24 protein-coding genes are annotated in these 22,653 nt (G+C 67.9%); 7 read left to right on the forward strand and 17 right to left on the reverse strand.

Translation table 11 applies throughout. The features are described 5' to 3' along the window. Positions 1 to 193: 193 nt before the first annotated feature. From OHS81_RS17005 to OHS81_RS17030, 6 genes are all read right to left on the reverse strand, one after another. Entirely contained in the window at positions 194 to 1,360 is a 1,167-nt protein-coding gene (locus OHS81_RS17005; RefSeq protein WP_328385596.1) for a lipid-transfer protein, read from the reverse strand. Then, positions 1,357 to 1,749: a MaoC family dehydratase gene (locus OHS81_RS17010; protein ID WP_328385597.1), complete on the reverse strand. Its 393-nt coding sequence runs from the start codon at positions 1,747 to 1,749 to the stop codon at positions 1,357 to 1,359. Before OHS81_RS17010 ends, OHS81_RS17005 begins: the two co-directional genes overlap by 4 nt. Beyond that, positions 1,746 to 2,960: an acyl-CoA dehydrogenase family protein gene (locus OHS81_RS17015; protein ID WP_328385598.1), complete on the reverse strand. Its 1,215-nt coding sequence runs from the start codon at positions 2,958 to 2,960 to the stop codon at positions 1,746 to 1,748. Before OHS81_RS17015 ends, OHS81_RS17010 begins: the two co-directional genes overlap by 4 nt. Before the next feature lies 1 nt (position 2,961). After that, the gene (locus OHS81_RS17020) at positions 2,962 to 3,984 is read right to left on the reverse strand and encodes a bifunctional MaoC family dehydratase N-terminal/OB-fold nucleic acid binding domain-containing protein (protein ID WP_328385599.1); all 1,023 of its coding nucleotides are present in this window, start codon (positions 3,982 to 3,984) and stop codon (positions 2,962 to 2,964) included. Further along, a complete protein-coding gene (locus OHS81_RS17025) occupies positions 3,984 to 5,222 on the reverse strand; it encodes an acyl-CoA dehydrogenase family protein (protein ID WP_328385600.1) in 1,239 nt (412 codons plus the stop codon). Before OHS81_RS17025 ends, OHS81_RS17020 begins: the two co-directional genes overlap by 1 nt. Positions 5,223 to 5,448: 226 nt before the next feature. After that, positions 5,449 to 5,754 carry a hypothetical protein gene (locus tag OHS81_RS17030; RefSeq protein ID WP_129295224.1) on the reverse strand — a complete coding sequence of 102 codons (306 nt, stop codon included), beginning with the start codon at positions 5,752 to 5,754 and terminating at the stop codon, positions 5,449 to 5,451. Between the two features lie 713 nt (positions 5,755 to 6,467). On the opposite strand from OHS81_RS17030, the gene OHS81_RS17035 reads away from it, so the two are divergent. After that, positions 6,468 to 7,448, forward strand: coding sequence for a bifunctional DNA primase/polymerase (locus OHS81_RS17035; RefSeq protein ID WP_443058855.1), 981 nt, complete (start codon positions 6,468 to 6,470; stop codon positions 7,446 to 7,448). Positions 7,449 to 7,519: 71 nt separating this feature from the next. On the opposite strand, the gene OHS81_RS17040 is transcribed toward OHS81_RS17035, so the two are convergent. The 4 genes from OHS81_RS17040 to OHS81_RS17055 all read right to left on the reverse strand — a co-directional run bounded on the left by OHS81_RS17040 (position 7,520) and on the right by OHS81_RS17055 (position 10,334). After that, positions 7,520 to 8,278, reverse strand: coding sequence for a class I SAM-dependent methyltransferase (locus OHS81_RS17040; RefSeq protein ID WP_328385601.1), 759 nt, complete (start codon positions 8,276 to 8,278; stop codon positions 7,520 to 7,522). A gap of 75 nt (positions 8,279 to 8,353) precedes the next feature. After that, complete coding sequence (locus OHS81_RS17045; protein WP_328385602.1) at positions 8,354 to 8,890, reverse strand: GNAT family N-acetyltransferase; 537 nt, start codon at positions 8,888 to 8,890, stop codon at positions 8,354 to 8,356. A 36-nt stretch (positions 8,891 to 8,926) separates the two neighbouring features. Beyond that, complete coding sequence (locus OHS81_RS17050; protein ID WP_328385603.1) at positions 8,927 to 9,214, reverse strand: DUF4186 family protein; 288 nt, start codon at positions 9,212 to 9,214, stop codon at positions 8,927 to 8,929. A gap of 883 nt (positions 9,215 to 10,097) precedes the next feature. After that, complete coding sequence (locus OHS81_RS17055; protein ID WP_328385604.1) at positions 10,098 to 10,334, reverse strand: hypothetical protein; 237 nt, start codon at positions 10,332 to 10,334, stop codon at positions 10,098 to 10,100. Between the two features lie 393 nt (positions 10,335 to 10,727). Here OHS81_RS17055 and OHS81_RS17060 point away from each other — a divergent pair, with 393 nt between their 5' ends. Beyond that, positions 10,728 to 11,132 (forward strand): hypothetical protein, encoded by a 405-nt coding sequence (locus OHS81_RS17060; protein WP_328385605.1) that lies wholly within the window; start codon positions 10,728 to 10,730, stop codon positions 11,130 to 11,132. 348 nt (positions 11,133 to 11,480) lie between these two features. Here OHS81_RS17060 and OHS81_RS17065 read toward each other — a convergent pair whose 3' ends face one another. From OHS81_RS17065 to OHS81_RS17075, 3 genes are all read right to left on the reverse strand, one after another. Further along, positions 11,481 to 11,789 (reverse strand): hypothetical protein, encoded by a 309-nt coding sequence (locus OHS81_RS17065; RefSeq protein ID WP_328385606.1) that lies wholly within the window; start codon positions 11,787 to 11,789, stop codon positions 11,481 to 11,483. A gap of 193 nt (positions 11,790 to 11,982) precedes the next feature. After that, entirely contained in the window at positions 11,983 to 12,243 is a 261-nt protein-coding gene (locus OHS81_RS17070; RefSeq protein ID WP_328385607.1) for a DUF7683 domain-containing protein, read from the reverse strand. A gap of 477 nt (positions 12,244 to 12,720) precedes the next feature. Beyond that, positions 12,721 to 14,163 (reverse strand): hypothetical protein, encoded by a 1,443-nt coding sequence (locus tag OHS81_RS17075; RefSeq protein ID WP_328385608.1) that lies wholly within the window; start codon positions 14,161 to 14,163, stop codon positions 12,721 to 12,723. Positions 14,164 to 14,244: 81 nt separating this feature from the next. Between OHS81_RS17075 and OHS81_RS17080 the strand changes: the two genes are divergently transcribed. Then, positions 14,245 to 14,421 (forward strand): hypothetical protein, encoded by a 177-nt coding sequence (locus OHS81_RS17080; RefSeq protein ID WP_328385609.1) that lies wholly within the window; start codon positions 14,245 to 14,247, stop codon positions 14,419 to 14,421. Between the two features lie 336 nt (positions 14,422 to 14,757). Beyond that, the gene (locus OHS81_RS17085; protein WP_328391216.1) at positions 14,758 to 14,952 is read left to right on the forward strand and encodes a hypothetical protein; all 195 of its coding nucleotides are present in this window, start codon (positions 14,758 to 14,760) and stop codon (positions 14,950 to 14,952) included. Between the two features lie 91 nt (positions 14,953 to 15,043). Here the strand turns inward: OHS81_RS17085 and OHS81_RS17090 are convergent, their stop codons facing one another. Then, positions 15,044 to 16,390 (reverse strand): transcriptional regulator, encoded by a 1,347-nt coding sequence (locus OHS81_RS17090; protein ID WP_328385610.1) that lies wholly within the window; start codon positions 16,388 to 16,390, stop codon positions 15,044 to 15,046. A gap of 225 nt (positions 16,391 to 16,615) precedes the next feature. Between OHS81_RS17090 and OHS81_RS17095 the strand changes: the two genes are divergently transcribed. The 3 genes from OHS81_RS17095 (at position 16,616) to OHS81_RS17105 (ending at position 19,179) form a co-directional block, all read left to right on the forward strand. Then, the gene (locus tag OHS81_RS17095; protein ID WP_328385611.1) at positions 16,616 to 17,053 is read left to right on the forward strand and encodes an ATP-binding protein; all 438 of its coding nucleotides are present in this window, start codon (positions 16,616 to 16,618) and stop codon (positions 17,051 to 17,053) included. A 463-nt stretch (positions 17,054 to 17,516) separates the two neighbouring features. Further along, entirely contained in the window at positions 17,517 to 18,611 is a 1,095-nt protein-coding gene (locus OHS81_RS17100) for a radical SAM protein (RefSeq protein ID WP_328385612.1), read from the forward strand. Positions 18,612 to 18,633: 22 nt separating this feature from the next. Then, positions 18,634 to 19,179 carry a class IV adenylate cyclase gene (locus OHS81_RS17105; protein ID WP_328385613.1) on the forward strand — a complete coding sequence of 182 codons (546 nt, stop codon included), beginning with the start codon at positions 18,634 to 18,636 and terminating at the stop codon, positions 19,177 to 19,179. A gap of 431 nt (positions 19,180 to 19,610) precedes the next feature. Here OHS81_RS17105 and OHS81_RS17110 read toward each other — a convergent pair whose 3' ends face one another. From OHS81_RS17110 to OHS81_RS17120, 3 genes are all read right to left on the reverse strand, one after another. Continuing rightward, positions 19,611 to 20,141, reverse strand: coding sequence for a hypothetical protein (locus OHS81_RS17110; protein WP_328385614.1), 531 nt, complete (start codon positions 20,139 to 20,141; stop codon positions 19,611 to 19,613). Positions 20,142 to 20,299: 158 nt separating this feature from the next. Beyond that, on the reverse strand, positions 20,300 to 20,902 hold the full coding sequence (locus OHS81_RS17115) for a hypothetical protein (protein WP_328385615.1): 603 nt from the start codon (positions 20,900 to 20,902) through the stop codon (positions 20,300 to 20,302). 235 nt (positions 20,903 to 21,137) lie between these two features. Continuing rightward, on the reverse strand, positions 21,138 to 22,592 hold the full coding sequence (locus tag OHS81_RS17120; protein WP_328385616.1) for a pentapeptide repeat-containing protein: 1,455 nt from the start codon (positions 22,590 to 22,592) through the stop codon (positions 21,138 to 21,140). Positions 22,593 to 22,653: the final 61 nt, after the last annotated feature.

A 22,653-nucleotide genomic window follows, 5' to 3' on the forward strand; every position in this document is an offset into this window, starting at 1 on the left:
CCCTAGGGTCCGGGGTCGTGCGCGCACCGGTCCCGGAGGGGATTCGGTGACGGACCCCCGCCCCGGACACGGCCCTGCCGGTGGCGGCTCTCCACCCTGACACGGCCCTGCCGGGGACGGACCTCCACCCCTGATACGGCCCCACCGGGGACGGACCTCCGCCCCTGACACGGCCCCACCGCCGAGGGGACGTTCAGCCGTCCGCGCCCAGGATCAGCCCGGAGGTCGGGACCCCGGTTCCGGCCGTGACCAGGACATGGGCGGGGCTGCCGGCCTGGTTGACGGAGCTGCCGCGGAGCTGGCGGACGGCCTCGGCGATGCCGTTCATGCCATGCAGATAGGCCTCGCCGAGCTGGCCGCCGTGGGTGTTCAGGGGGAGGCTGTCCGCGGCGACGAAGTCCGAGGCCTCGCCCGGGGCGCAGAAGCCGAACTCCTCCAGCTGCATCAGCACGAAGGGGGTGAAGTGGTCGTAGAGGATCGCGACGTCGATGTCGGCGGGGGTGAGGGCGGCGGTGCGCCAGAGCTGGCGGGCGACCACGTTCATCTCGGGGAGGCCGGTCAGGTCGTCGCGGTAGAAGCTGGTCATCTGCTCCTGGGCGCGGCCCGCGCCCTGCGCCGCGGCCGTGATCAGCGCCGGCGGGTGGGGCAGCGTGCGGGCCCGCTCGGGCGAGGTCACCACGATCGCCTGGGCGCCGTCCGTCTCCTGGCAGCAGTCCAGCAGCCGCAGCGGCTCCACGATCCAGCGGGAGGCGGCGTGGTCGGCGAGGGTGATGGGCTTGCGGTAGAAGTACGCGGCCGGGTTGCGGGCGGCGTGGCGCCGGTCGGTGACCGCGACCGGGCCGAAGGCGTCCGGGGTCAGCCCGTAGGTGTGGAGGTAGCGCTGGGCGGCCATGGCGACCCAGGAGGCGGGGGTGAGCAGGCCGAAGGGGAGGTTCCAGCCCAGCGCCGCGCCCTCCGCGGTGGGCTCCCGCTGCTGTACGCCGGAGCCGAAGCGGCGGCCCGAGCGCTCGTTGAACGCGCGGTAGCAGACGACGACTTCGGCGAGGCCGGTGGCGACCGCCAGGGCCGCCTGCTGGACGGTGGCGCAGGCCGCGCCGCCCCCGTAGTGGACCCGGGAGAAGAAGGACAGCTCACCGATGCCGGCCGCCTGCGCGACGGTGATCTCGGGGTTGGTGTCCATGGTGAAGGTGACCAGGCCGTCGACGTCCGCGGGGGTCAGCCCGGCGTCGTCGAGGGCGGCGCGTACGGCTTCGACGGCGAGCTTCAGTTCGCTGCGGCCGGAGTCCTTGGAGAACTCGGTCGCGCCGATCCCGGCGATGGCGGCCCGGCCGCCGAGGGAGTCGGGGCGGTGGACGCTCATGCCGTGTCCTCCGGGAGGCTGACGGTCACCGTGCCGGTGACGTGGTGGCCGATGCCGTTCGCGCCGACGATCCGCACCACCGCCGTACCGTCCGTCACCTCGGTGACGGTGCCGCTCAACACCATGCTGTCTCCGGGATAGTTGGGGGCGCCGAGGCGGATGGCGACCTTGCGCAGGGTGCAGCGCGGCCCGAAGTGGTCGGTGATGTAGCGGCCGACGAGTCCGTTGGTGGTCAGGATGTTCATGAAGATCTCCGGGGAGCCCTTCTCCCGGGCCGCCTCGGGGTCGTGGTGCACGTCCTGGTAGTCGCGGGAGGCGATCGCCCCGGCGACGATCAGGGTGCGGGTGAGGGGGATGGTGAGTTTCGGCAGTTCGTCACCGGCCTTCATCCGGTCTCCTTCCGGTCCTCTTCTCCGTCTCCGTCCCCTTTGGGCTTCTTCTCCTTCTCCTTCTCCTTTGAGTCTCCGCCGCCCCTAGGTGATGACGTCAGCAACTCCCCCAATTCGTCCAGGATTTCCGCCCCGGGCCCCAGATACCCGGCCAGCTGTCTGCCCCACAGGAAGTGCCGGTGGACGGGGTGGTCGACGTCGGCGCCGATGCCGCCGTGCAGATGCTGGCCGGTGTGCACCACACGGGTACCCGCCTCGGACGCCCACCAGGCGGCGGTCAGCGCATGCGGCCCGGCATCCAGGCCCGCATCCCGGCGCCAGGCCGCCTCGTAGGCGGTGACGCGGATGGCCTCGGTGTCCATGCAGGCGTCGGCGGCGCGGAGCTGCACCCCCTGGTTCGTGGCGAGCGGGCGGCCGAACTGCTCGCGGGTGGTGGTGTGGGACACCGCCCGGGCCAGGGAGCCGGCGCAGACCCCGGCCTGGAGGCCGGCGAAGGCGGTGCGGGCCAGGGCGAGGACGTCGGCGTAGGGGGTGGGGTGGGGGTCGGCGTAGGGGTCGGCATCGGGGGCAGCGGGGGTGTCGGCGTACGTGGCCGCCGGCAGGTGGAAGGCGGCCCGCCCGTTCAGGCCTTCGGCAGCGGCGTCGTCCAGGGTGAGCCGGCCCGCCGACCACGGGGCGGTGGTCTCGACCGGGTCCCGCCGCACCCCGGCGTCGTCGGTGCGTACGAGCCACAGCGTCCGCGCCGTCCCGTCCGGCACCAGTACATGGGTGGCCTCGCGCAGCCACGGCACCACGGGGACGGTGCCGGTCAGCCGCCCCGTACCGTCCGCCGTGCGCTCGGCCCGTACACCGCCGCGCCGCGCCGGAAACGCCCCGGTGGCGATCGCGTCGCCGTCCCGCAGCGCGGGCAGCAGCCGCGCCCGCTGTTCCGGGCCACCATGCGCGCCGATCGCCAGCAGTCCGTACACACAGGTCGCCGCGAACGGCACCTGCGCCGTCGTACGCCCCTGCTCCTCCAGCATCAGCACGAGCCCGAGCAGGCCGGTCTCCTCCACCGCGCCCGGCAGACCGGCCGCGCACAGGGCCTTCCACAGCGTGGCGTCCGTGTCGCCGCCACAGACGGCAAGGCGCTCGGGCGTGGACAGGTCGCCGAATATCCGCGCCGCCAGCTCGCGGGCCGCCGCCTGCTCCGGCGTGGGAGTGAAGTCCATGTCACCCCTCACCGCCCTCTTCCGCGTGGAAGACCGGAAGCTCCAACTCCTCGTCGACGCGCAGGAACGCGAGCCGTACCGGCATCCCGATCCGCACCTTGTCGGCGGGGACGCCCATGACATTGCTGACGATCCGTACCCCCTCCGCGAGCTCGATCAGCCCGACCGCGTAGGGGCCGGAAGCGTCCCCGCCGTGCTCGGGAGCCGTGAAAGCAGGCACCGTGAAAGCCGGGAAGGACGGGTGGTGCATCACGACGTAGGAGAAGACCGTTCCCGCGCCGCTCGCCTCGACGGTGTCCCACTCCGCCGACCCGCAGCCGTTGCACCCCGGCAACCAGGGGAAACGCAGTGTCCGGCACTCCGTGCAGCGCTGGATCAGCAGCCGGTGCCCGGCGACGCCTTCCCAGAAGCCGGCGTTGTCGCGGTTGACGACGGGGCGGGGCCGCCGGGCCCGGGGCTGCTGGGGTGCGTCCGGCTTCTGGCCGGCACCATCCGACTGCTGAGGTGCCCGCGCCCGCTCGGCCGTCTTGGGGTCCCGCACCGCCGGGGCGTACTTGAGGACCCGGAAGCGATGGGTGCCGGCCGGGTCGCCGTTCGCGCGGATGTCCATCCGGGTCGTGAGGAAGTGCCCGGTCCCCAGCTTCGTGGTCTTGCGCTCCGACACCGACTCGATCACCGCGTCGAAGGTGATCCGGTCGCCGGGGCGCAGCGGCCGCAGATACTCCTGCTCGCAGTCGGTGGCGACGATGGAGGTGTACCCGGCGTCGTCCAGCAGCGCGGACAGTTCGCCGTACGCCCCCGAGCGGTCGGTGTGGCCGGAGAGGCCGCCCATCGTCCAGGCCTGCAGCATGGCCGGCGGGGCGATGGCGTCCGGCCCCCGGTAGGCGGGGTTGGCGTCGCCCACGGCCTCGCACCAGTGCCGGATCATCGGCTCGTTGACCAGGTCCTTTCCCACACCGGCGGTCCCGGTCGGCCGGCCCTCGTAGGCCTTGAGCTGTTCGTGGGTGAGCTGCACCTGGCTCATCACCGCCCCCTCCGCTTCCCCAGCCGCATCCCCAGCCGCATCGACGCGACGATCTCCCGCTGGACCTCGCTCACTCCGCCCCCGAAGGTGTTGATCTGCGCCGCGCGGTTCATCCGCTCCAGCTCGCCGTCCCCGAAGGCGCCCGGCGAACCGGCGCGCACCAGGGCGGCGTCGCCCACCACCTCCTGGCACATCCGGTAGACCTCGACGGCGCTCTCCGTCCCGGCGAACTTGACGCCGGCGGCGTCGCCCGGCCCCAGCGTCCCGGCGCCCACGTCACCGACCAACCGCCAGTTCAGCAGCCGGGTGGCGGCCAGCCGGGCGTGCGCCTCGGCGAGCCGGGACCGCACCCACGGACGGTCGGCGGGCCGCTCACCGGTCTGTGCATCCGGCGTACGGGCATGAGCGAGCGCCGCCTCGAAGGCGTCCTCGGCCTGCATACCGATCGCCGCCAACGCCACCCGCTCATGGTTGAGTTGGTGCGTGATCAGCTGCCAGCCGGCGTGCTCCTCCCCTACGAGGTTCCCGGCCGGGACACGGATGTTGTCGTAGTAGGTGGCGGTGGTCGTCAGCCCGCCGACCGTCTCGATCGGCGTCCAGGAGAAGCCGGGGGCGTCGGTGGGCACGAGGATGATCGAGATGCCCTGGTGCCGGGGGGCGTCGGGGTCGGTGCGGCAGGCGAGCCAGATCCAGTCGGCGCGATGGGCATTGCTGGTGAAGCTCTTGGCGCCGTTGATCAGCCAGTGATCGTCACCGTCGGCCGTCCCGCTCGCCGCGCCTCTGGTCGCCGCTACCGTCGCGCCTCTGGTCGCTTCTCCCGTCACACCTCTGGTCGCGCGGGTGCGCAGCGCGGCGAGGTCGGTGCCGGCCTCGGGTTCCGTATAGCCGATCGCGAAGACGAGCTCCCCACTGAGGATCCGCGGCAGGAAGTAGTCCTTCTGGCGCCGGGTGCCGTATTTCATCAGGGTCGGGCCGACGGTGTTGAGGGTGACCATCGAGACGGGGGCGCCCGCGCGGTACGCCTCGTCGAAGAACACGAACTGTTCGTCGGCGCCGCGGCCCTGCCCCCCGTACTCGGTCGGCCACCCCAGTCCCAGCATGCCGTCGGCGCCGATCCGGCGGAGCACCGCCCGCTGCTGGACGGGGTCCTCGACCGGCCCGTCCGGCAGCACCTCGCGGAAGTACGAACGGAGTTCGGTGCGCAACTGCTCCTGGCGCGCGGTGGGGGCGAGGTGCACGTCGGCGGCTCCCCTTCTGGTGGCCGTACGTCCGGTGCACAGGGCCCCGGCGGACGGACGGAGGGTCCCGGCGCACGAACGAGCGAGCGGGTTTCTGACTGTCCGTCAGAAACCCGCTCGCTGTCAAGGCCGGCGCAGTGAACCCCGGAGAAGCCCCATTCTCTCCGTGCCGCCCCTGACGCATCACCCCTCGGTCAGCCGCCGCCTCCCCTTACGGCGGGCCGGGTCACCAGAGGTTCGTGAAGTTGACGGTGGCGTTGGTCTGGTCGATACGCGTGGGGCCGGAGCCGTTCACACTCGCGGTGTTGTTCTGGTTGGAGGCGCCGGCGCCATTGGCGACCTGCTGACCGGTGGTGGAGTTACCGAAGTTGCTGCCCCCGACACCGGTTCCCGTCTGACTCGTCGCCGCCGAGCTCGACCCACCCGTCGCAAAGCCGCCGTTGTCGGCCTGCGCCACGCCCGTGAAGAGTGCGGCCGCGAAAGGCAGTGCGGCAGCAACGGCGATGACGCGGGCGGTACGGGTACTTGCCATGTCTCTTCCTCCTACGGAACACGACTACTGGATCACTTGGGTCGCCGGGATCGCTTGGATCGGTCGGGTTGCCTGGATCGTTCGGACCACTCGGATCGCTTGAGTCGCTTGAGTCGCTTGGATCGTCAGGACTGCTTGCGGATCGTCTGGGCTGCTTGGATCGTTTGCGTTGCTCGGACTGCCCGGACTGCCCGGGCCGCTCGGGCCGCCCGGGCCGCTCGGATCGATGGAACTCCGCTTGCTCACCGGGCAGTTGGCCGACCGCCACGATGCTTGCTTCGACGTCGCGCACTCAGGCTTGCCCATCAATCCCCGGCGAATCCGCCACGAAGAGTCGATTCCCCCGCAAGCATGAGGAACCCCGGGTAAACCCCGGCCGGCGCACGAACCTCCCCGTCGGCAGCCCACCGGCGGCACAGCACCCCGCCACGGCCCACCCGCCACGCATACGTGCACCCCACACGCCCGGCCACCACAACCGGCGCGCGGACCGGTTCACGCGCGCCCCCCTTCCCTTTGTCGAACGTTCGTACGAAAATAGATCCATGGCCTTGCACCGACGCCATGGACGCCCCACCGGAACACCGACCGGCAGACCGACCACCCCGCCGGATACCGGCACACCGGCCCGCACACCGAACACCGGCAGACCCGTCGGCCCGCCGGACACCGGGACATCGGCCGGCCCGCCGACGGAGGTCCGTCCCAAGCCGCTGAGCGAGGACCGGCCCGAGCCGCAGCCGGAGGACCGGCCCGAGCCGCAGCCCCTCGCCCTCCGTCCCACCGGGCCCACCCAGGCCACCGGGCCCACGGATGCGCACGCCACGGATGCGCACGCCGCGGCCCTCGCCCACGCCCTCCTTGCCGCCGACCGCGGCTACCCCGTCTTCCCACTGACCCGCAACAAACTTCCGGCCCTCCGGTCCCCGCACCGCGGGCATCCCGAGGTCCCGCCCTGCCGCGGCGAGTGCGGCCGGCTCGGGCACGGCGTACACGACGCGAGCACCGACTCGCTCACCATCCGCCGCATGTTCGCCGTCGCCCCTTGGGCCACCGGTTACGGCCTCGCCTGCGGCCGGCCCCCGCACCACCTCATCGGCATCGACCTCGACACCAAACACGGCGCCGACGGCCTGACCGCCCTCCGCTTCCTCGCCGAACAGCACGGCTTCCCGATCCCGCCCACGATCACGGTCCTCACCCCCAGCGGCGGCCGCCACCTCTGGCTCACCGGCCCGCCGACCCCCGTCATTGCGAATTCGGCCGGCCGGCTCGCGCCCGGCATCGATATCCGCGGCGCGGGCGGCTACCTCGTGGGCCCCGGCTCACTCACCGTCCACGGGCACTACGCCCTGGCGCCGGACACAGCGCAGCGTCCCGCCCCCGTACCGGACGCCCTGCTCACGCTCCTCACGGCCCCGCCCCCGTCCGCCCGCCGTGAGCCCGCGCCCGATGTCCCGCCCCAGCCCGCCGCGGCGCTCGTACGCTTCGTCCGCGCTTCCCCGGCCGGCCAGCGCAATGCCCGCCTCTTCTGGGCCGCCTGCCGCGCCGACGAGTCCGGCCTCGGCCAGGAACTCGCCGCCCGCCTGACGGAGGCCGCCCGCCACACCGGCCTGTCAGCACAGGAGGCGCGCGCCACGATCGCCTCGGCTGCCCGCCACCGGCAGGGGGGCGGCAAGCGCGGGATCCCGTAGGGGAAACGGGCGGAGAGGCGGTAGGGACGGTAGAGGTGTTAGGGCCAGAGGGAGGGCGGCGACATGGAAGGTCAGTTCCGACGCGCCTCAATCAAGTACCGGCTCGTATGCGCCACAAACGCCCCCTCCGCACGGATCACCTCATCCAACTCCCGCAAGCGCTCCCGGTATTGCTCAACCGTGAACCCGGGAACCATCCACACCACCTTGCGCAAGAAGTAGATGACCGCCCCGATGTCGAAGAACTCGGTCCGCAGCGACTCCGCACGCAGACCGACCACCTCCAGGCCGGCTGCCTCCGCCGCCCGGCGCGCATCCTCGGGGTGACGGGCCCGCCGGACGTGCTCCGGCTGCGGCCCCAGGAAGTACTCGACCAGCTCGAACACGCTCGCCGGACCGACCTGCTGGGAGAAGTACGTACCCCCGGGCCGCAGCACGCGGGCGATCTCCTCCCACCACACGGTCACCGGATGACGACTCGTCACCAGGTCGAACGCCGCATCGCCGAACGGCAGCGGCGGCTCATCCTCGTCGGCCACCACGACCGCGCCGAGCGGATGCAACAGCTCCGTGGCCTTGGCGACATTCGGCGGCCAGGACTCCGTCGCCACCATCACCGGCGGCAGCTTCGCCGCCCCGGCAAGCACTTCACCGCCACCCGTCTGGATGTCCAGCGCCGCCGACGCCCGCGCCAACCGCTCGCTCATCGCCCGCTGATAGCCCCACGAGGGCCGCTCTTCCGTGGCCCGCCCCGCCAGCCACGAGAAGTCCCACCCCTCGACCGACACGGCCTCGGCCTCGGCCACCAGCTCCTCAAAAGTTCGCGTCATCCCCCCACACTCACTGCCGAGAGCCCACCTGGCCACCGATTTACTCCCGGTCCGTGTCCCGGTGCGCGCCCCCGGCTAATCAACCACCACGAATTCGAGCTCCGGCCGGTCCCACCTCACCGCCGGCGGATCCGCGGGCACCGTTCCGGCCAACCTGGCGCCCACACTGCGGTAAAAGCCCTCGGCCGGCGGATGCGAAACCACCCGCACCTTGCCGATCCCGGCGCTCCGCGCCTCCCCCAGCATGTGCTCCACCAGCCGGCGCCCGATGCCGTACCCCTGTGCCTGGTCCGACACAAACATCAAGTCCAGCTCGGCCGGCGCCACCATCAGCGAATAGAACCCCACCACCCGCTCGCCGCCACCCTCCTCACCGGGCAACTCCTCCACGGCGACAAAGACCCGATGCGCCAGGATGTAATCCGGCCCCACCCGATACCCCTCAACCATCGAGGAATAGCGCCCTTCATAAGCCCGAGATCTCCGCACCAGCCGCGTAAGCCGCCCCGCATCCCGCTCCTCGGCCCGCCGGATCACCACATTCCCCCGCCGCACCCCACCTACCACCCCCGCCCTACGCGCACCCACGGCGACCTCTCCCACTTCCCGCATCTCGACGACAATCCAATTCCATTCCCCACCACCACTCTACGGCACAAGAAAATCCCCATTATCAACCGCCCCAGAATCCCCCTGCATCGAATAGGGCGGAAAACTTCTTTCATTTCCGCCAGACAGCACGACGCCGTCGCATGTTGCCAGCCGCTTGGCAATGAGGTCGTAGGCATGCCACCGCATCGTGGCCGGCCCGCTCAACTCGGCAGTGGCCCGCTCACGGCCGCGCAGAGGAAACTTCGCACGAAACGGATGCCGCGCAAGGGCATCCAGCCGTTGATCAAGCGAGCGAGGCAGCGGACGAGGCAGCGGATGGGACATCGAAGGGTCCCATGAAAGACAGTGCTCCCCCTCGATCCTATAGCCGAGGTCGCGCGAATTAACACGTCAGAGAAGCAGCCCGAGAAACAGGCGACGCACATCAAGTGGACTCACGACCCACGACTCACGACCCACGACTCACGAATGAGAATGAAGACCAGCCCTGACCTTCTCCCTGACCCCTCTCTCCCCTACAACAATGGACACCGAACGCTCCGCACTCGTCGGCTTGACGACATCAAGCGAACCCCGATATTTCGAAGCCTTGGAGAGGTTCGGGGAGGAGAACTTCACCACCATTGCATCCTTCCCACAGGAAAGAGATGCCCAGGTGCCACCCGACCCATTGACCGAAGTACCCGAGTAGGGCCCATAGGGAAGGTCGGCAGCGCCTTGAGTGCCATCTTTCGGCCAAGCGTCGAGCACGTGAAGGGAAAGATTCTTCTGGTCGCCCTCACGCGTAGTCGCCAGACCGCATTTCCGCCCCGCGACGTAAACGATGATCCGGTCGGCCCCATTGCGGACCTCCCCGATCACCCTCCGCTTCTCCGGTCCGCTCGAACCATCCTGCTCGTTTAGTGGATCGTCCGGCAAATTGACCACTGGAAGCTGAAACAGCCGCGAATGCTCGGCGGAAGCGGACGCGGGGAGGGCGGAACGATTACCCTCACCCTCCGCCGATGTACATGCAACGCACGCAAGCAACAGGGCAGATCCGACGACCGCATGTTGGGTCAGACGCCTCACCGGAGAGCTCCCATCGCGCCAGACATCCATCACCTTTCCCGCTTTGCCGAGAATCCCACCTCAGCGAAGAGTTCTTCCTCCGGGGTTCCGCCCCGGTCCGGTTGCCCCGCGCCGTCATTGAGGTCAGCTGTGGATGTCAGAAAGGGGCCTCACCCGAGTCCTCAGCGATCTGGCACGCCAGGTCGTCGACGACCTGTGGAACGACCCGTTGCGCGCCTTCCCGGATGAGTCCTTCGGCAAGCACCTGGCGGACTGTGTCGTACGGTTGCCCGGCGCAAAGGGCACGGGTCCGGCCGACCGCACGCTCGATCTTCGCCAGGTGGGCCGCCAAGATCGGCACTGCCGCCTCGTACTCGCTGGGGTCCGTGGCCATGGGCAGAGTCGAGCAGTGCGAACCGATGAGTTCAACCCCGACGGTCGTGGTACGCGAAGATCCTGCCTGGCCAGGAATACCGGGCCACTCCGCTCAATTGACGATGCGCTGGGCGCAACCGCCCCAACCGACGCCACCGGCGGCTGACGGACTCCTGTCCTCCCCCGAGGGCCCCGCGCCCGAGGAGCCCACGCCCGCCACCTCGCGTTCGATCCACCGGCAGATCACGCCCACCGCATACGCACGCTCCGCACGGCTCAGTTCCCGTTCCTTGGGGATCTGGTGCCGGCGCTGCGGGGCCGGCAACTGTCGCTCGTAGAAGGGGTGTTGAGTGACCGTTGATCGACATGGTCTTCAATAGACGTGATCAACGCCCACGTGAAAGGATCTTTCGTGCGTATACGTACCACCCTGGCCGCGTTCGCCTCTGCCGGACTGCTCGCCGGCGCCCTCACCGGTCTTACCGCCACCCCCGCCTCCGCCGACAGCGGCATGAGCTGGAAGACCTACACCTACTCCAACGGCGACGTCCGCATCGTCGCCAAGGCCAGGGGCAAGGTCCACGGCTACGTCGAGTGGAACGCGGACGGCGACAAGCTGTGCGCCAGCGACCAGTTCTCCAACTCTGAGGGCATCCGGGGCGAGCTCAGCACCGGCCGGACCGCCACCAGCAAGAGCCCCGGCCACGATTCCTGCAAGGGCGGAAACCTCCCCGAAGGCACCGCCTACACGATGCGGGCGTGCATAGTCGGCCCGCTCGGCTCCGACTGCTCGTCCCGGGTGCGCATCCGCGCATAGTCGGGCCGAACCGGGCAGGTCAGGGGCAGTGTTGTGCTGGTACCGGGCCCGGTCGTGACCACCGGCGTGGCAGCGATGTCACCGTGGGGTCACATCCCACACCCTGCGCAGCAGGTCGGTGGATGAGCCGATCGGAAGGGGCGCCCCGTTTCCGGGGTGCCCCTTCCGCATGGGCGGCTTCGCGGGTGGTAAAGGGTGTCCGACTGCATCTGCACCTAACGCGTACCTTCCGGTCTCCTTGGGGAGGGAAGGCCCTGAGACAGCGCCCACGCCGCCCCCAACCCGGGCCGGTTCACGTCGGGGCTACCGACCGCGCCGGCGGGCAGCCCGGTCAAACTGCTGCTCGTATCAGCCCCGTGGTCCGCGCTGCTGCAGGTAGAACTCGGCAGTTCCCTCCACTCCCATGTACGGGAGGTGCATGATCCTCCCGTCCTCCTTGTCGATGACGGCGCATCCCACCGCGGGCGCCGGCTGCGAAGGCGAGGCGGCAGGCGGGAACTGGTCCGGCAGGATGATGTACCCGTGGCTGAATTCCCGGGCGATCAGCTGCCCGGCACTGCCGTCGGGCCGACACCAGCCGTAGTGGGGGCGAGCCATCTCCACGGCCTCCTCCGGAGTCCTGGGGCCCGCAAGTGAGGGGGTGTTCCTATCGGGCATCGAAACTCCTTCATAAGGAAGGGGCGACTCTTCCAGCCGCGCGCCGTGCGGAATCGTCACGCAAACGATCTTCACCGTAGGGCGATCCGCCGGGAAACCGGAGCGCCGGACCGGGGCCTGAACCGTCGCCCACGCCCTGGTCGCCCACGCCCTGGAGGACGTCCACAGCACGGTGACCACTGCAATCCGTCGGTCAATCGCCAGCGCTGGCGGAGAGCTGGTAATCAAGGCATGGATCAGCCGGGCCGCATTGCAGGATCTCTTCCACTGCAGTCCAGACGTCGAGAGGTACCTCGTAGCAGTAGGTCATCCAGGGATCGTCGGCATCCGGGGTGATCACCTCGCGAAGCTTGATGATTTGCTCCCGGCTGATCGCTCGCTGCGTACGCAGAAGCTCGTCCTGCTTGCTGAAACCGTCCAACGACCAAACGACGCACGGCTCTTCCCTGACCATGATCTCAGCGTAAGGGTCTGCCACGTAAGGTCGTTTCTCGATGCCGGGGCATTGGCCGGCCCGGCGCCCTGCCTGGGCTGAGCGGCCCGGCTCACCGTCCACAGCGTGGCCGTGCTCTACCGCTTCTACGCCAAGTTGCTCGACGGCAAGCGGCCAACGGGCGGATCGAGCGGGCACGAAGTCAAACGGACGGTCACTGCTGGCCGCTTCTCGTCCACACCTCCTCCACGGGGCGTGAGCTGCAGACATTCGGGACGCTCACACCGGACTCCGTGGGAGGGGCACGCTCCTGCCGGAAGACTGCTCCCTCGGGGTGCCGGCCCGCTCTCGCCGAGGCCTGCACGCAGGTCGGCAAGAGCGACGCGCACTCGGCGCTCGACGCCGGCCTCGACGACAACGACCAGTGGGGATGGTCAGTCTTCACCGTCTCCCAGTTCCGGAGGTGTGACCCGCTCCCTGGCCCTGGCAGGCTCCCGGTTACTTACGGCTCTGGCCCCGCACCACGTCCATGAGATCCGTGGGAGCCAACCGGACGCCGTACAGGAGCGCAACCAAGACCAGCGCAGACACCCCCGTCACCTGTGCCGTCACCTGGTCGGGGAGATCCAGGAGCGCACCGCCCACAGCCACCCCGCATACACCGGCGCCCAGGATCACCAGCCGGACCCATTCCCGGTTCACGGCCGCCGTGACGCCCTCGAGGTCGTCCGGGTCCAACAGGGCCAGCGTGCGGCCCTGGGCGTACCGCTCGGCAATCTTGGCCAACAGGCGCGCCATCTCATCGAACACCGCCCTGGTGTCTGCGTCGGAGTCCTGCCGCGCTTCAACGGCCCGCAGGGCACCCACCACATCGGCCGCGTGCCGCTTGAACCGGGCCGCCTGAACACCCCGCACGGCCGTATGCCGCGTACGCCAGGCCGACCAGACCACACGCTCGGCTTCTGCCAGGTGCACCCGCGGGGCGGCCAAGGGCTCACGGATCTCGGCCATCCGGAGATAGTGACGGCGCGCGTATCCCACCCGGGCCAGGCACCGCACCAGGTCCACCACGGGCCTGTTCCTCCTGGCCGCTCCCACCCGCAGGCTCAGCAGTGCCCGGGTTGCCGCGAATCGCGGGGTGGGGTCGAGGTGCGCCGTCTTCTTCTCCTGCTGGTACCGGGTGGGAGGTGCCAGGAACCCGACCGCGACCAGGACCGCCCGCACCGCCATGAGGGCCCCCACCGTCAGGACCAACGCCACCACGGCCGTTGCGGCGTCCCTGGGCCGGCCCAGAGGATCTGCAAGCGCTGACAGATACGGCGTGGCCGTACCGGCGATGGCCTCGGCCACCCTTCGGAACGTCGCAACGGTCGAAGCAAGCGGATCAATGGCCCCGTCACCGAGACCCTTCATGACGCCGGGCGGCGTGTCCACGCGAGTGATGAGGGCACCGTGCGCCTCGGCCGCCTCGGCCGCTTGACCGCTCCTCTCCCACAGGCCAACCGTGCCCCGCGTCAGGGCTGTCACGAGTGCACCGGCGTTCAGGGTTACCTGTAGGAAGACGTACGCCTTGACGACGTACAAGAGGAACGCCGCCGGGATGGATTCATACCACCGCGCCACCGCTTTGCGCACCGCGTACGACCGCGGGAACAACCGATTCGCAGACGGGCCGAACCCCCGGCGGGCCCACGCCAGGTATCGCCCGGTTGACCGCGCGCGGACCCGTGCGGCCTCACGTACGACTCTCGCCCACCCCAGGATCACCAGGGCCACCACGCGGGCGCCAAGGGACATGGCAGTCGCGCGCACGCGCCATCGGTCGCCGGGGTCAAGCAACCGCAAGATCACAAACGCCAGCAAACCGACGATTCCTGTGACCAACCCCCAGAACGCCAGCACAAACAGCGCTGTGAACACCACTGCTATGAGATCGAGCATTCGGGCAGTCTCACCCACCACCCCAAGCGCCGGGGGCTCGACGCGGGAATGAGACAAGGCCACGCGTCCGGGCGTGGATGCGTGGCCCGGCAGCGTACGGGCCAGGCCGCCGCATACGGGGCGTACTGGATCGGTGGTCAGCAGATCGCCACCGACGCCCGCTCCGACTGGATCGGTGGTCAGCAGATCGCCACCGACGCCCGCTCCGACTGGATCGGTGACAAGCCGGGCCTCCGCCGGCAGCACCAACACCCGTAGCTTTCCGACTGACCAGCACCACGACCGCCTCTGCCGCTCACCACCACAGAGCGGCCACGCACGGCCAAAACCGTCACCCGTGGATCAACCGGATCGACGGCGCAGGGGCAAAGAAACGGCCCCCGACCGGGAAATCCCTGGTCAGGGGCCGTCCACCTGCGGAGGCTGTGGGATTTGAACCCACGGTGACGTTGCCGCCACGACAGTTTTCAAGACAAGGCCCAGAAGCGGGAGAGGCAGTGGGCCAGATGTCGTTTCCGTCGGACATCCCGTTGGGGCCCTTCCTAGTCTGAGACGATCAGCAGGACCGTACGACTGAACGCAGGGGTGAAGTACATGGTTGGTCTGGTGCTGTTCGGCGTCTTGGTGCTCGCCATCGGCGGGTGTGCATGTGTGGTGTGGGCGGAGCGTGGCGGTCCCCGCTGGGTCCGCCACGTGGCGACCGTGACGCTCGCCGCAAGCGAGCTGGTGCGTCGCTCCGAGAAGCGCCGGCGCCGGAGCCTGACGCGGACCACCAGCGGTGGTGACTAGGAACGGTCAAAGTCGCCTGGCAATCGGTCAAGACCACTTGTCAGAGGTCACCGATCGCCCGGCGCAAGTCAACGGCGGCGCCAAGCGACGGCTACGCAGCCAGAGCGGCGATTCGCTCCGAGACCTCCCGGACCTTCGGCTCATTCTTGACGGGCCGAAAGGCACGACGGACATCTTGCAGGCGTTCCACGCCACGCCGCGAGTGGATGCCGTCTTCGATGAGATCGGCGGCCTTGTACGTGGCGTCGAGCGCACCGTCCAGGTCACCGGTCTTCTGATAGGCCAGAGCCAAGGTGCCGTAACGGACCGCCTTGTCGCGTGGTGCAGCCTCGGTGACCGAGCGTTCCAGCGCCTCGGTGGCCTTTTCTGCCTGCCCCGTGGTGAGGAGGAAGCGACCCTCCGTGGACCGGAGCTGCGCCTCACCGAACCAGGCCAGGTAGGAAGGAGTGTCCGAGGCATCGACTCGACCTAGGGCATCGAACGCGCGGTTGAGCGCCGCTGCCGCCTTCCGCTTGTCGCCGGCCTTGTTGTAGACGGTGGTCTGATGGGCGGCGAGCGAGGCCCCCATGATGGCCGGCACCCGCCCCCGGACGGCTTCTGCGGTATCCATCAACCCGGCAGCAGCGAGCTGTTCTTGGTGATTGGCCGCCTGGGTGGCCATGAAGCACAGAGTGTGCGCCCCGAGCGTGTCATCACCCGCAGTCTTGGCGGAACGGAGAGCCACGGCGTAGTGCTGCTGAGCGGCACTGTGGAGGCTGGCGTCATAGCTCATCCAGCCCAGGAGACAACACACCTCGGCGGCTAGCACGTAGAGCTGTTTCGCCGTCTCCTCCGTGTACCGGCCGTTCTCCAACATGCGCATGATCAGCCGGAGATCTGTCCGGGCGGACTCCAGGAACTCACCGCCGCCCGTCACCTGCTCCATGCTGCGCAGAGACTCCACCCTGCCGCGCATGTGATCCACGGTGGCAGAGGTGACCCTGTCACCGGACGCAGCTGCGGCGATGGCTGGATCGGCCGTCGCCCACTGGGCACCGATACCCACGAGTGCCATGCCACCGATACCGAGAAAAGCCCTCCGGTCCATAGGTCCACTCCCAGCAAGTGAGGTCAGGGACTTCAGCGTAGCCTCCTGCGTCCAAGGCGCAGCAAGGTCGAAGGTGTTGTCCCCCGCAAGCAACCAGCGCGGCCACGGCCCCGACAAGCGCACGGCGTCAGAGATTCGAAGCACCCGCCCGATAACCATCTGGGTGATGTCGTCAGGCGCATGGTCTCCGCGTTCCCACTTGAAGACCGTCGAGCGGGTGGTTCCCAGGTTGTACCCCAGGCCCCGCCCCTCAAGGCGGATCAACTGGGCGAACTTGGTCTTGCCCAGGCCGGCCTCGACCCGCGCGTAGGACAGGGGGTGGTGTAACAACTCCGTCGGATACCCGGTCATCAGGTCCTCCTATCGGCCCGCATGCACACTCAACATAGCGCTGCCGACGCTTGCTGGGTCCAGGTTCGGAGCACCCTGAAACCCCCTGAAACCTTATGAGTTGAGGGGCCGCGGGTGGATGTTCTTGTCCTGTCCGGAGTTCCCGGGCACCGACGGACAAGGCATGCGGAGGTGCGATCCACCATGCCCGCACGACTCTCCTCAGCGCCCTCATACGGATTCCGCGTGACGCCTGCCACCAGGTCAGTTGGCGATGCCCGGCGGCGGATCGCAGAACGCGTCCGTCGCTGGCGCACGGGAATCACCGCTGTCCAGGTCGACGACCTCTTGCTGTTGAGCAGTGAGGTGATCACCAACGCCGTGACCCATACGGGCGTGACCTGTGTGGTGTGCGTGCGGTGGACCGGCGCGGAAGTGAGGGTCGAAGTGACCGACCCCGATCCGCAGCTCCCGCATGTCGTCAGCACCGTACCGGCATCGGAAAGCGGCAGAGGCTTGTGGCTCGTCTCCGCCTTGGCAACTGCTTGGGGAACGAAGCAGGGCCCGGCGGGAAAAGTGGTCTGGTTCGAAATCGCGGTCGGTGGCTCGCCGACCGAGGCGAGACCTGTGGCCGCCGTCGCGGATACAGACGGGCCATGCGCTCAGGCCACTCAACCTCGATGAGCCGACGCGCAAACGAATGTGCTGCACGCCCGGCGGCGGAATGCCGGAAGCCCCTCTTAGCCATGCACGAGAAGAAAGGATCAGATGTGAAAGTGCTGTCATCCGCCGGGAGGCACACCGGCGCGCGAGCCACATCCCGTCGCGGCGATGTGGTCACCCGGTGTCTGGAATGGACGTGGGCACTGGGGACGGTCACGGCGATGATTTTGCTCCTCCAGCTCGTCCACAACGATCTCGGAATGCATCCAGCGGCGTGGGCCTCGGCGGCTCGAACCTTGCCTGACGAAGCCGCCCTCCAGAGCTGACTTCGCTCACGTCGCCTGAACTGGCTTGGCCAGGAGGCTCCCCCGCACCGCGCAGGGACTGCGTCACAACTCCCAGGGCCTGCCGTCACTCACGCTCGCAGCGGCAGGACACCGAATCCCTTCACTCTCGCCCTCCAATGACGAAGGAGCAGAGATACGTGATCGATCACCCCGCTTTAAGGAACATCAGCCATGCCGTGCCTGTCCGTGTCACGGTGGACCGGACCCTCCGCGTCAAGGTCATCGACGCCTGTGGCATGACCTGCACTTTCTGCCACAACGAAGGAACGCCGGTCAGCGCGGACAACCAAGAGGACCACGCGGGAGAGTTCGGGGCGGCAGGCCGCTCCGGCCGGGTCTCGATCTACCTCGCCACCAACGGTGCTCGTTTCATCACCGCACCCATATTCCCCGATGACACGTTTCACGCGGCGCTGACACAGCTCCGCGACGTGCTGGACTTCAACGAGGTCCACCTGACCGGCGGAGAACCGACGCTCCACCCCCGCCTTCCTCAGATCGTCGACGTGTCCCGATCGGCCGGCTACAAGGTCAGCGTCACATCGAACGGGGAGAACGGCGGGCGCGTCCTCCCTGGCTGTGCCACGGCCGGCCTGGACCACGTGAACTTCTCCATCTTCGGAACCACTGCCGAAGAACTGGCCCAGGTACAGAACACCCGCTACCGCTCGCACTCCCTGGCAGGACGCAAGATCGATGCGCTGGAGAAATCCATCAGCCTGTCGCTCGACCTGGGACTTGGCGCTCGGGCGAACGTCGTCATTCCGAACGGGCGCCACGTCCGTCGCGTGCACCGGCTCCTGGAGAAGTACTCACCCCAGCTCTCGGTCCGCGTCCTGTCCTCCCTCGCTGACGGGGAGGAGTCGCTGGCAGCCATCGATCTCCTCCTGGAGGAACTGCAAGCTCGGCCGACCGAGGTGAGGCTGATCGCAGGCACATCAGGGTTCAGGATCGGCTACCAACTCCCGCACGGACGCACGCTTTTCGTGAAGCACATACGATCGCTGCGGCTGCCGGAGACCTGCGTCGGCTGCCGGTTCAACAACAGCACTGATTGCCACGAGGGCTACTACGGCGTTCGGCTCTACCGTGACCCGCGCGGAACGTTCCACGTTGGCGTATGTATCCAGCGCATGGACCTGTGCCTGCCGCTCGAAGAGTTCGTCACCAGCACCGTGTGCAGCGAGATCAGGAAGCTGCACGAGCAGGACTATCACGACCTCACTGCGTAGTCCCCGCGACCAGAGGAGAGAGATGGCACAGCACGAGTACGAGGCCAAGTTCCTGGAGATCGACGTGGACGCCCTGCGCGACCACCTGAAGGCCGCCGGCGCAGAGCAGGTCTTCCCCAAGACCCTGTTCACCCGCCTGATCTTCGAGAACGACACCGTTCAAGGCGAGCAGTGGCTGCGGCTGCGCGATGAGGGAGGCAAGACCACTCTGACGTTGAAGCAGGTCACCGACGCCAGCCACATCAACGGCACCACGGAAATCGAGGTCGAGGTCAGCGACCTGGAGAAGACCGCAGAACTCCTTAAGGCCCTCGGGCTGCGCCAGGTGCGCTACCAGCAGAACTACCGGGAGGAATGGCAGCTCGACGGCGTCACGTACGACCTGGATACGTGGCCCGACCTGCCCACCTTCCTGGAGGTTGAGGGTTCCTCGGAGCAGGCAGTCCGCACGGCGGTGGTCAAACTCGGACTGGACTACAACGAAGCCCGTTTCGGCAGCATCGACCTGATCTACAAGAGCGAACTGAACCGGGACATTCTCACGGAGAACACCCTCCTGTTCACGTGAGGGTATCCGCTACAGCTGCGCCCCCAGGAGTCTGACTTCTGGGGGCGTTCGCGTTGCGAAGCTTGGTCAACGTCTCCGACGAAATTCGGCGATCACTTGTGGGCCATACACGGTAACCAGAATCACAGCACCCGCCCCCGCGATCGCGTAACCCTCAATCGCCTGCAGCAAGTCGAGCGATGCCACTGCGAAGACCGCTCCAACGGTCAGCACTACGGCGAGTGCCGCACGTACCGCATCACCGGACCGTTGCCGTACGGGGACAACGTCTGATAGGTCGTCATCGAGCAGTGCCCCCAAGCGTCCCTGCGCGTAACGATCGGCGATTGTCAGCAGCAAATCCCCCAGCTCCGCCAAAGCTGGCCCCGGGTCCCGATCAAGTTTCTGTTCGACGGTGCGAAGTCTCCCGATGACTCGCCCCGTGTGTTCCTTCACGGCAGCACGGCGGTGGGATTTCCACGGCATTGCCCCCGACTGCGATGGGACCTGATCAGCCGCCGCGACACCCGCGCCAGTTGGCCAGAGACCTCGGATATCTCCAGCATCTTGACCTCGCCTCCAGCACTGTGCGCATCCGCACATCCCTGGATCGCGTCCGCAATGACGAACACGGGATGATTGATCGCGAACCGAGGCGTGACCCCAGGGAATAGCCTCCTGAAGTGATGCAGAGACGGTGCTCCGCTGAGGAGGAAAGAAATGATGAAACCAGAACTCAAGATCACAGGAATCACTACGAGAGTAATCCCGAAAAAGACCCCCAGCATCAGCGCCCAGATGCCAACAATAAAGCCATTCGAATGTTGCAATTCCTGAAGCGCTTCAACAATCGAGAATCCTGCGAAGCTCCCACCAAACTCCCACACCCTGTCACCCATCGACAGAAAAAAGACCGCTAATACACCACTCCAACCCCAGAGCAGAAAAATGGCCAGGACGCCTCGCAGTGGATACCACCGCATGAGGGGAATGTAATTCCGAAGAGCGATTGCCACGCGACTGGGGATCGGGCGCGCAATCCCGAGCCTGTCGAGTGCATCGCGTAGCTCCGCTATCGCCTTATCACCTTGACGTCGCCAACGAGCAGAACGCCGAGCTCGCAATTGACCGATCACGTGACTCAATCCCTACCCGGTAGCGACTGCGTTCCATTCAGCGTCAATGCGTGTCGCTGAAGTTGGACGACAACGATCAACTGCTGAGCTGAAGTCCACAACCGCTCACCAGTCGGCTCGTTAACATTTCGAGAAATCCCTTCATTGCGGATTGTGATCAGTTCATTGAAAGCCTCCAGGAATGCTCTGTTCAGCACCCCACGTTCGGACAGTGCATGAGCTGCGCTGCGTGGGCTGCGTCCGACGAGATCTGGGTCAGCCTCAAAAGCAAGCCTGCGCAGTAGACGATCCAGGTCGTTGATGGCTCGATGAGCACGTGCCCCAGGTGACCCGCCTTCAAGTTCCACCAGCGGAGGATTCAGCCATTCTTGAGCGCCACGATCAGCAATGGGTTGCTCATGTTCTGGTCTGACATCCTGGATGGCCTCTTCCGCCGCCCGAGCTGCTTCGCGAGAAGCAGCCTCAATCTCAAGGCCGAGAAAGTTGGCACGGACTATTCGACCGGCCAGTTCGTTCACTTGTCGCCTGAACCCGTAGAGGATAACGAGAACCACCAATGGCCAGATCAAGACCTTGAAAAAATCAAGAATCAAGCGGGCGATCTCCATGATGGCCATCATGTCAGCGGGTTGGCCGAGGATCTATGGATTGGCAGCATCAGGAGCTCACGGTCTCGATCGCTCAGGCTGGCTGATGGCCAGCCAGCTACCGGGGCGCCCGTGGCACAGCACGCGGTCCTACGTGAAAGCTGTTGTCACGAGTAGGGGCCCGCCATTGCCAGCCGGGTGCCCAGCCAGGGGGCCACCGATGTCCGACCCTGTGGTCGACGAGGAGGCCCGCGTGTCAGGGCCTGATCACGTGCCACACCGCAGGGAGGCTCAGCCCCGTTGGCATGGCTTGCCCGGATGGCGGCAGCAGGCCATCAGGCGCGTTACCCCGCGCTGCGGAGAAGCCCACGGTGCCGCCGGCGAACTCCACGCGGTTGAAGGTGACCGTGCCGCTGGAGAACTCCGCGCCGTCGAAGGTGACCGTGCCGCCGATGAACCTCGCGCGATTGAAGGTGACCGCGCCGCCGGAGAACTCCGCGCCGTCGAAGAGGACCGCGCCGCCGGAGAACTCCGTGCCGTTGAAGGAGACCATGCCGCCGGCGAACTCCGAGCTGATGAAGGAGACCGTGCCGTCGGCGAACCTCGCGCTGATGAAGGTGACCCAGCCGCCGGTGAACTCCGCGCTGGTGAAGGTGACAGTGCCGCCGGCGAACTCCGTGACGTCGAAGAAGATCGTGCCGCCGGTGAACTTCGCGCCGTTGAAGGTGACCGTGCCGCCGGTGAACCCCGCGCCCTTGAAGGTGACAGTGCCGCCGGCGAACTCCGTGACGTCGAAGAAGACCCTGCCGCCGGTGAACCTCGCGCGGTTGAAGGTGACCGCGCCGCCGGTGAACCCCGCGCCCATACAGAAGATCGTGCCGCCGGTGAACTTCGCGTCGTCGAAGGTGACCGTGCCGCCGGTGAACTTCGCGTCGTCGAAGGTGACCGTGCCGCCCGCGAACTCCGCGTCGTCGAAGGTGACCGTGCCGCCCGCGAACTCCGCGCCGTTGAAGGTGACGGTGCCGCCCGCGAACTCCGCACGCGAGAAGTCTCCACCGTCAAAGATCATGTTGCTGAAGTCCAGGTCATGCCCCTGCCAGGAGTGAGAGTGGTCGCAGTGGAGGCGGAGATGGTCACGGATGAGGCGGATGACCGTGTGCCGGACCTCTCGCAGGGCCAGGTAGCCGTGGAGTGCGTCCGCGTCGCCTGCCGGGAGATCGGCCTTGGCGGTATAGGGCAGGCGGAGGTAGGCGCACAGGACGTCGATGCAGGTCTGGCGCAGGGCAGGGGTGGGGGCGTCGTCGGCGAGGCCGGCCAAGGCATGCACACCACCGAGGCGGACCGCGGCGGACTCCTCGCCAAGTTGGGAGACAGCGGTGGTGAACCGCTCGGTGTGCAGCCGGGTTGCGTCCCGCAGGGCACCGTCCTCATCGACCCGCTGGCGCCGGTAGGCCACCACCAAGGCCACCAGGGCACCCGCTCCGGCGACCACCCCGAAGGACAGTTTCACCAGATCGAACAGCGTCGTGGCGCTGAGCTGGCGCTCGGGCTTCAGGCCCTGGGCGCCGAGCAGGTCCCAGCCAGCGAAGAACGCGCCGACGGCCACGGTAATCGCGGTGGCAAAGGCCGCGGGCAGCACGATCCAGACGTGCCACAGGCGCAGGGTGCGCTGGCCAGTACCGGACCGGGGCAGATGAAGATTCACACCCACCCAGACCGCTCCGACCCTCCTGCCGGTTGCAGGGCCTCATCGGCGGCCGGTGTCTGGATGA

This window comes from Streptomyces sp. NBC_00400 (assembly GCF_036048035.1).
Lineage (GTDB): Bacteria > Actinomycetota > Actinomycetes > Streptomycetales > Streptomycetaceae > Streptomyces.

Excerpts from the sequence above, each read along its gene's own strand:
- OHS81_RS17020 (WP_328385599.1), bottom strand. The coding sequence starts at position 3,984 with ATGAGCCAGGTGCAGCTCACCCACGAACAGCTCAAGGCCTACGAGGGC.
- OHS81_RS17090 (WP_328385610.1), bottom strand. The coding sequence starts at position 16,390 with ATGACCGGGTATCCGACGGAGTTGTTACACCACCCCCTGTCCTACGCG.
- OHS81_RS17010 (WP_328385597.1), bottom strand. The coding sequence starts at position 1,749 with ATGAAGGCCGGTGACGAACTGCCGAAACTCACCATCCCCCTCACCCGC.
- OHS81_RS17055 (WP_328385604.1), bottom strand. The coding sequence starts at position 10,334 with ATGGCCACGGACCCCAGCGAGTACGAGGCGGCAGTGCCGATCTTGGCG.
- OHS81_RS17040 (WP_328385601.1), bottom strand. The coding sequence starts at position 8,278 with ATGACGCGAACTTTTGAGGAGCTGGTGGCCGAGGCCGAGGCCGTGTCG.
- OHS81_RS17050 (WP_328385603.1), bottom strand. The coding sequence starts at position 9,214 with ATGTCCCATCCGCTGCCTCGTCCGCTGCCTCGCTCGCTTGATCAACGG.
- OHS81_RS17030 (WP_129295224.1), bottom strand. The coding sequence starts at position 5,754 with ATGGCAAGTACCCGTACCGCCCGCGTCATCGCCGTTGCTGCCGCACTG.
- OHS81_RS17045 (WP_328385602.1), bottom strand. The coding sequence starts at position 8,890 with ATGCGGGAAGTGGGAGAGGTCGCCGTGGGTGCGCGTAGGGCGGGGGTG.
- OHS81_RS17115 (WP_328385615.1), bottom strand. The coding sequence starts at position 20,902 with ATGGAGATCGCCCGCTTGATTCTTGATTTTTTCAAGGTCTTGATCTGG.
- OHS81_RS17065 (WP_328385606.1), bottom strand. The coding sequence starts at position 11,789 with ATGCCCGATAGGAACACCCCCTCACTTGCGGGCCCCAGGACTCCGGAG.
- OHS81_RS17070 (WP_328385607.1), bottom strand. The coding sequence starts at position 12,243 with ATGGTCAGGGAAGAGCCGTGCGTCGTTTGGTCGTTGGACGGTTTCAGC.
- OHS81_RS17015 (WP_328385598.1), bottom strand. The coding sequence starts at position 2,960 with ATGGACTTCACTCCCACGCCGGAGCAGGCGGCGGCCCGCGAGCTGGCG.
- OHS81_RS17110 (WP_328385614.1), bottom strand. The coding sequence starts at position 20,141 with ATGCGGTGGTATCCACTGCGAGGCGTCCTGGCCATTTTTCTGCTCTGG.
- OHS81_RS17105 (WP_328385613.1), top strand. The coding sequence starts at position 18,634 with ATGGCACAGCACGAGTACGAGGCCAAGTTCCTGGAGATCGACGTGGAC.
- OHS81_RS17005 (WP_328385596.1), bottom strand. The coding sequence starts at position 1,360 with ATGAGCGTCCACCGCCCCGACTCCCTCGGCGGCCGGGCCGCCATCGCC.
- OHS81_RS17075 (WP_328385608.1), bottom strand. The coding sequence starts at position 14,163 with ATGCTCGATCTCATAGCAGTGGTGTTCACAGCGCTGTTTGTGCTGGCG.
- OHS81_RS17085 (WP_328391216.1), top strand. The coding sequence starts at position 14,758 with ATGGTTGGTCTGGTGCTGTTCGGCGTCTTGGTGCTCGCCATCGGCGGG.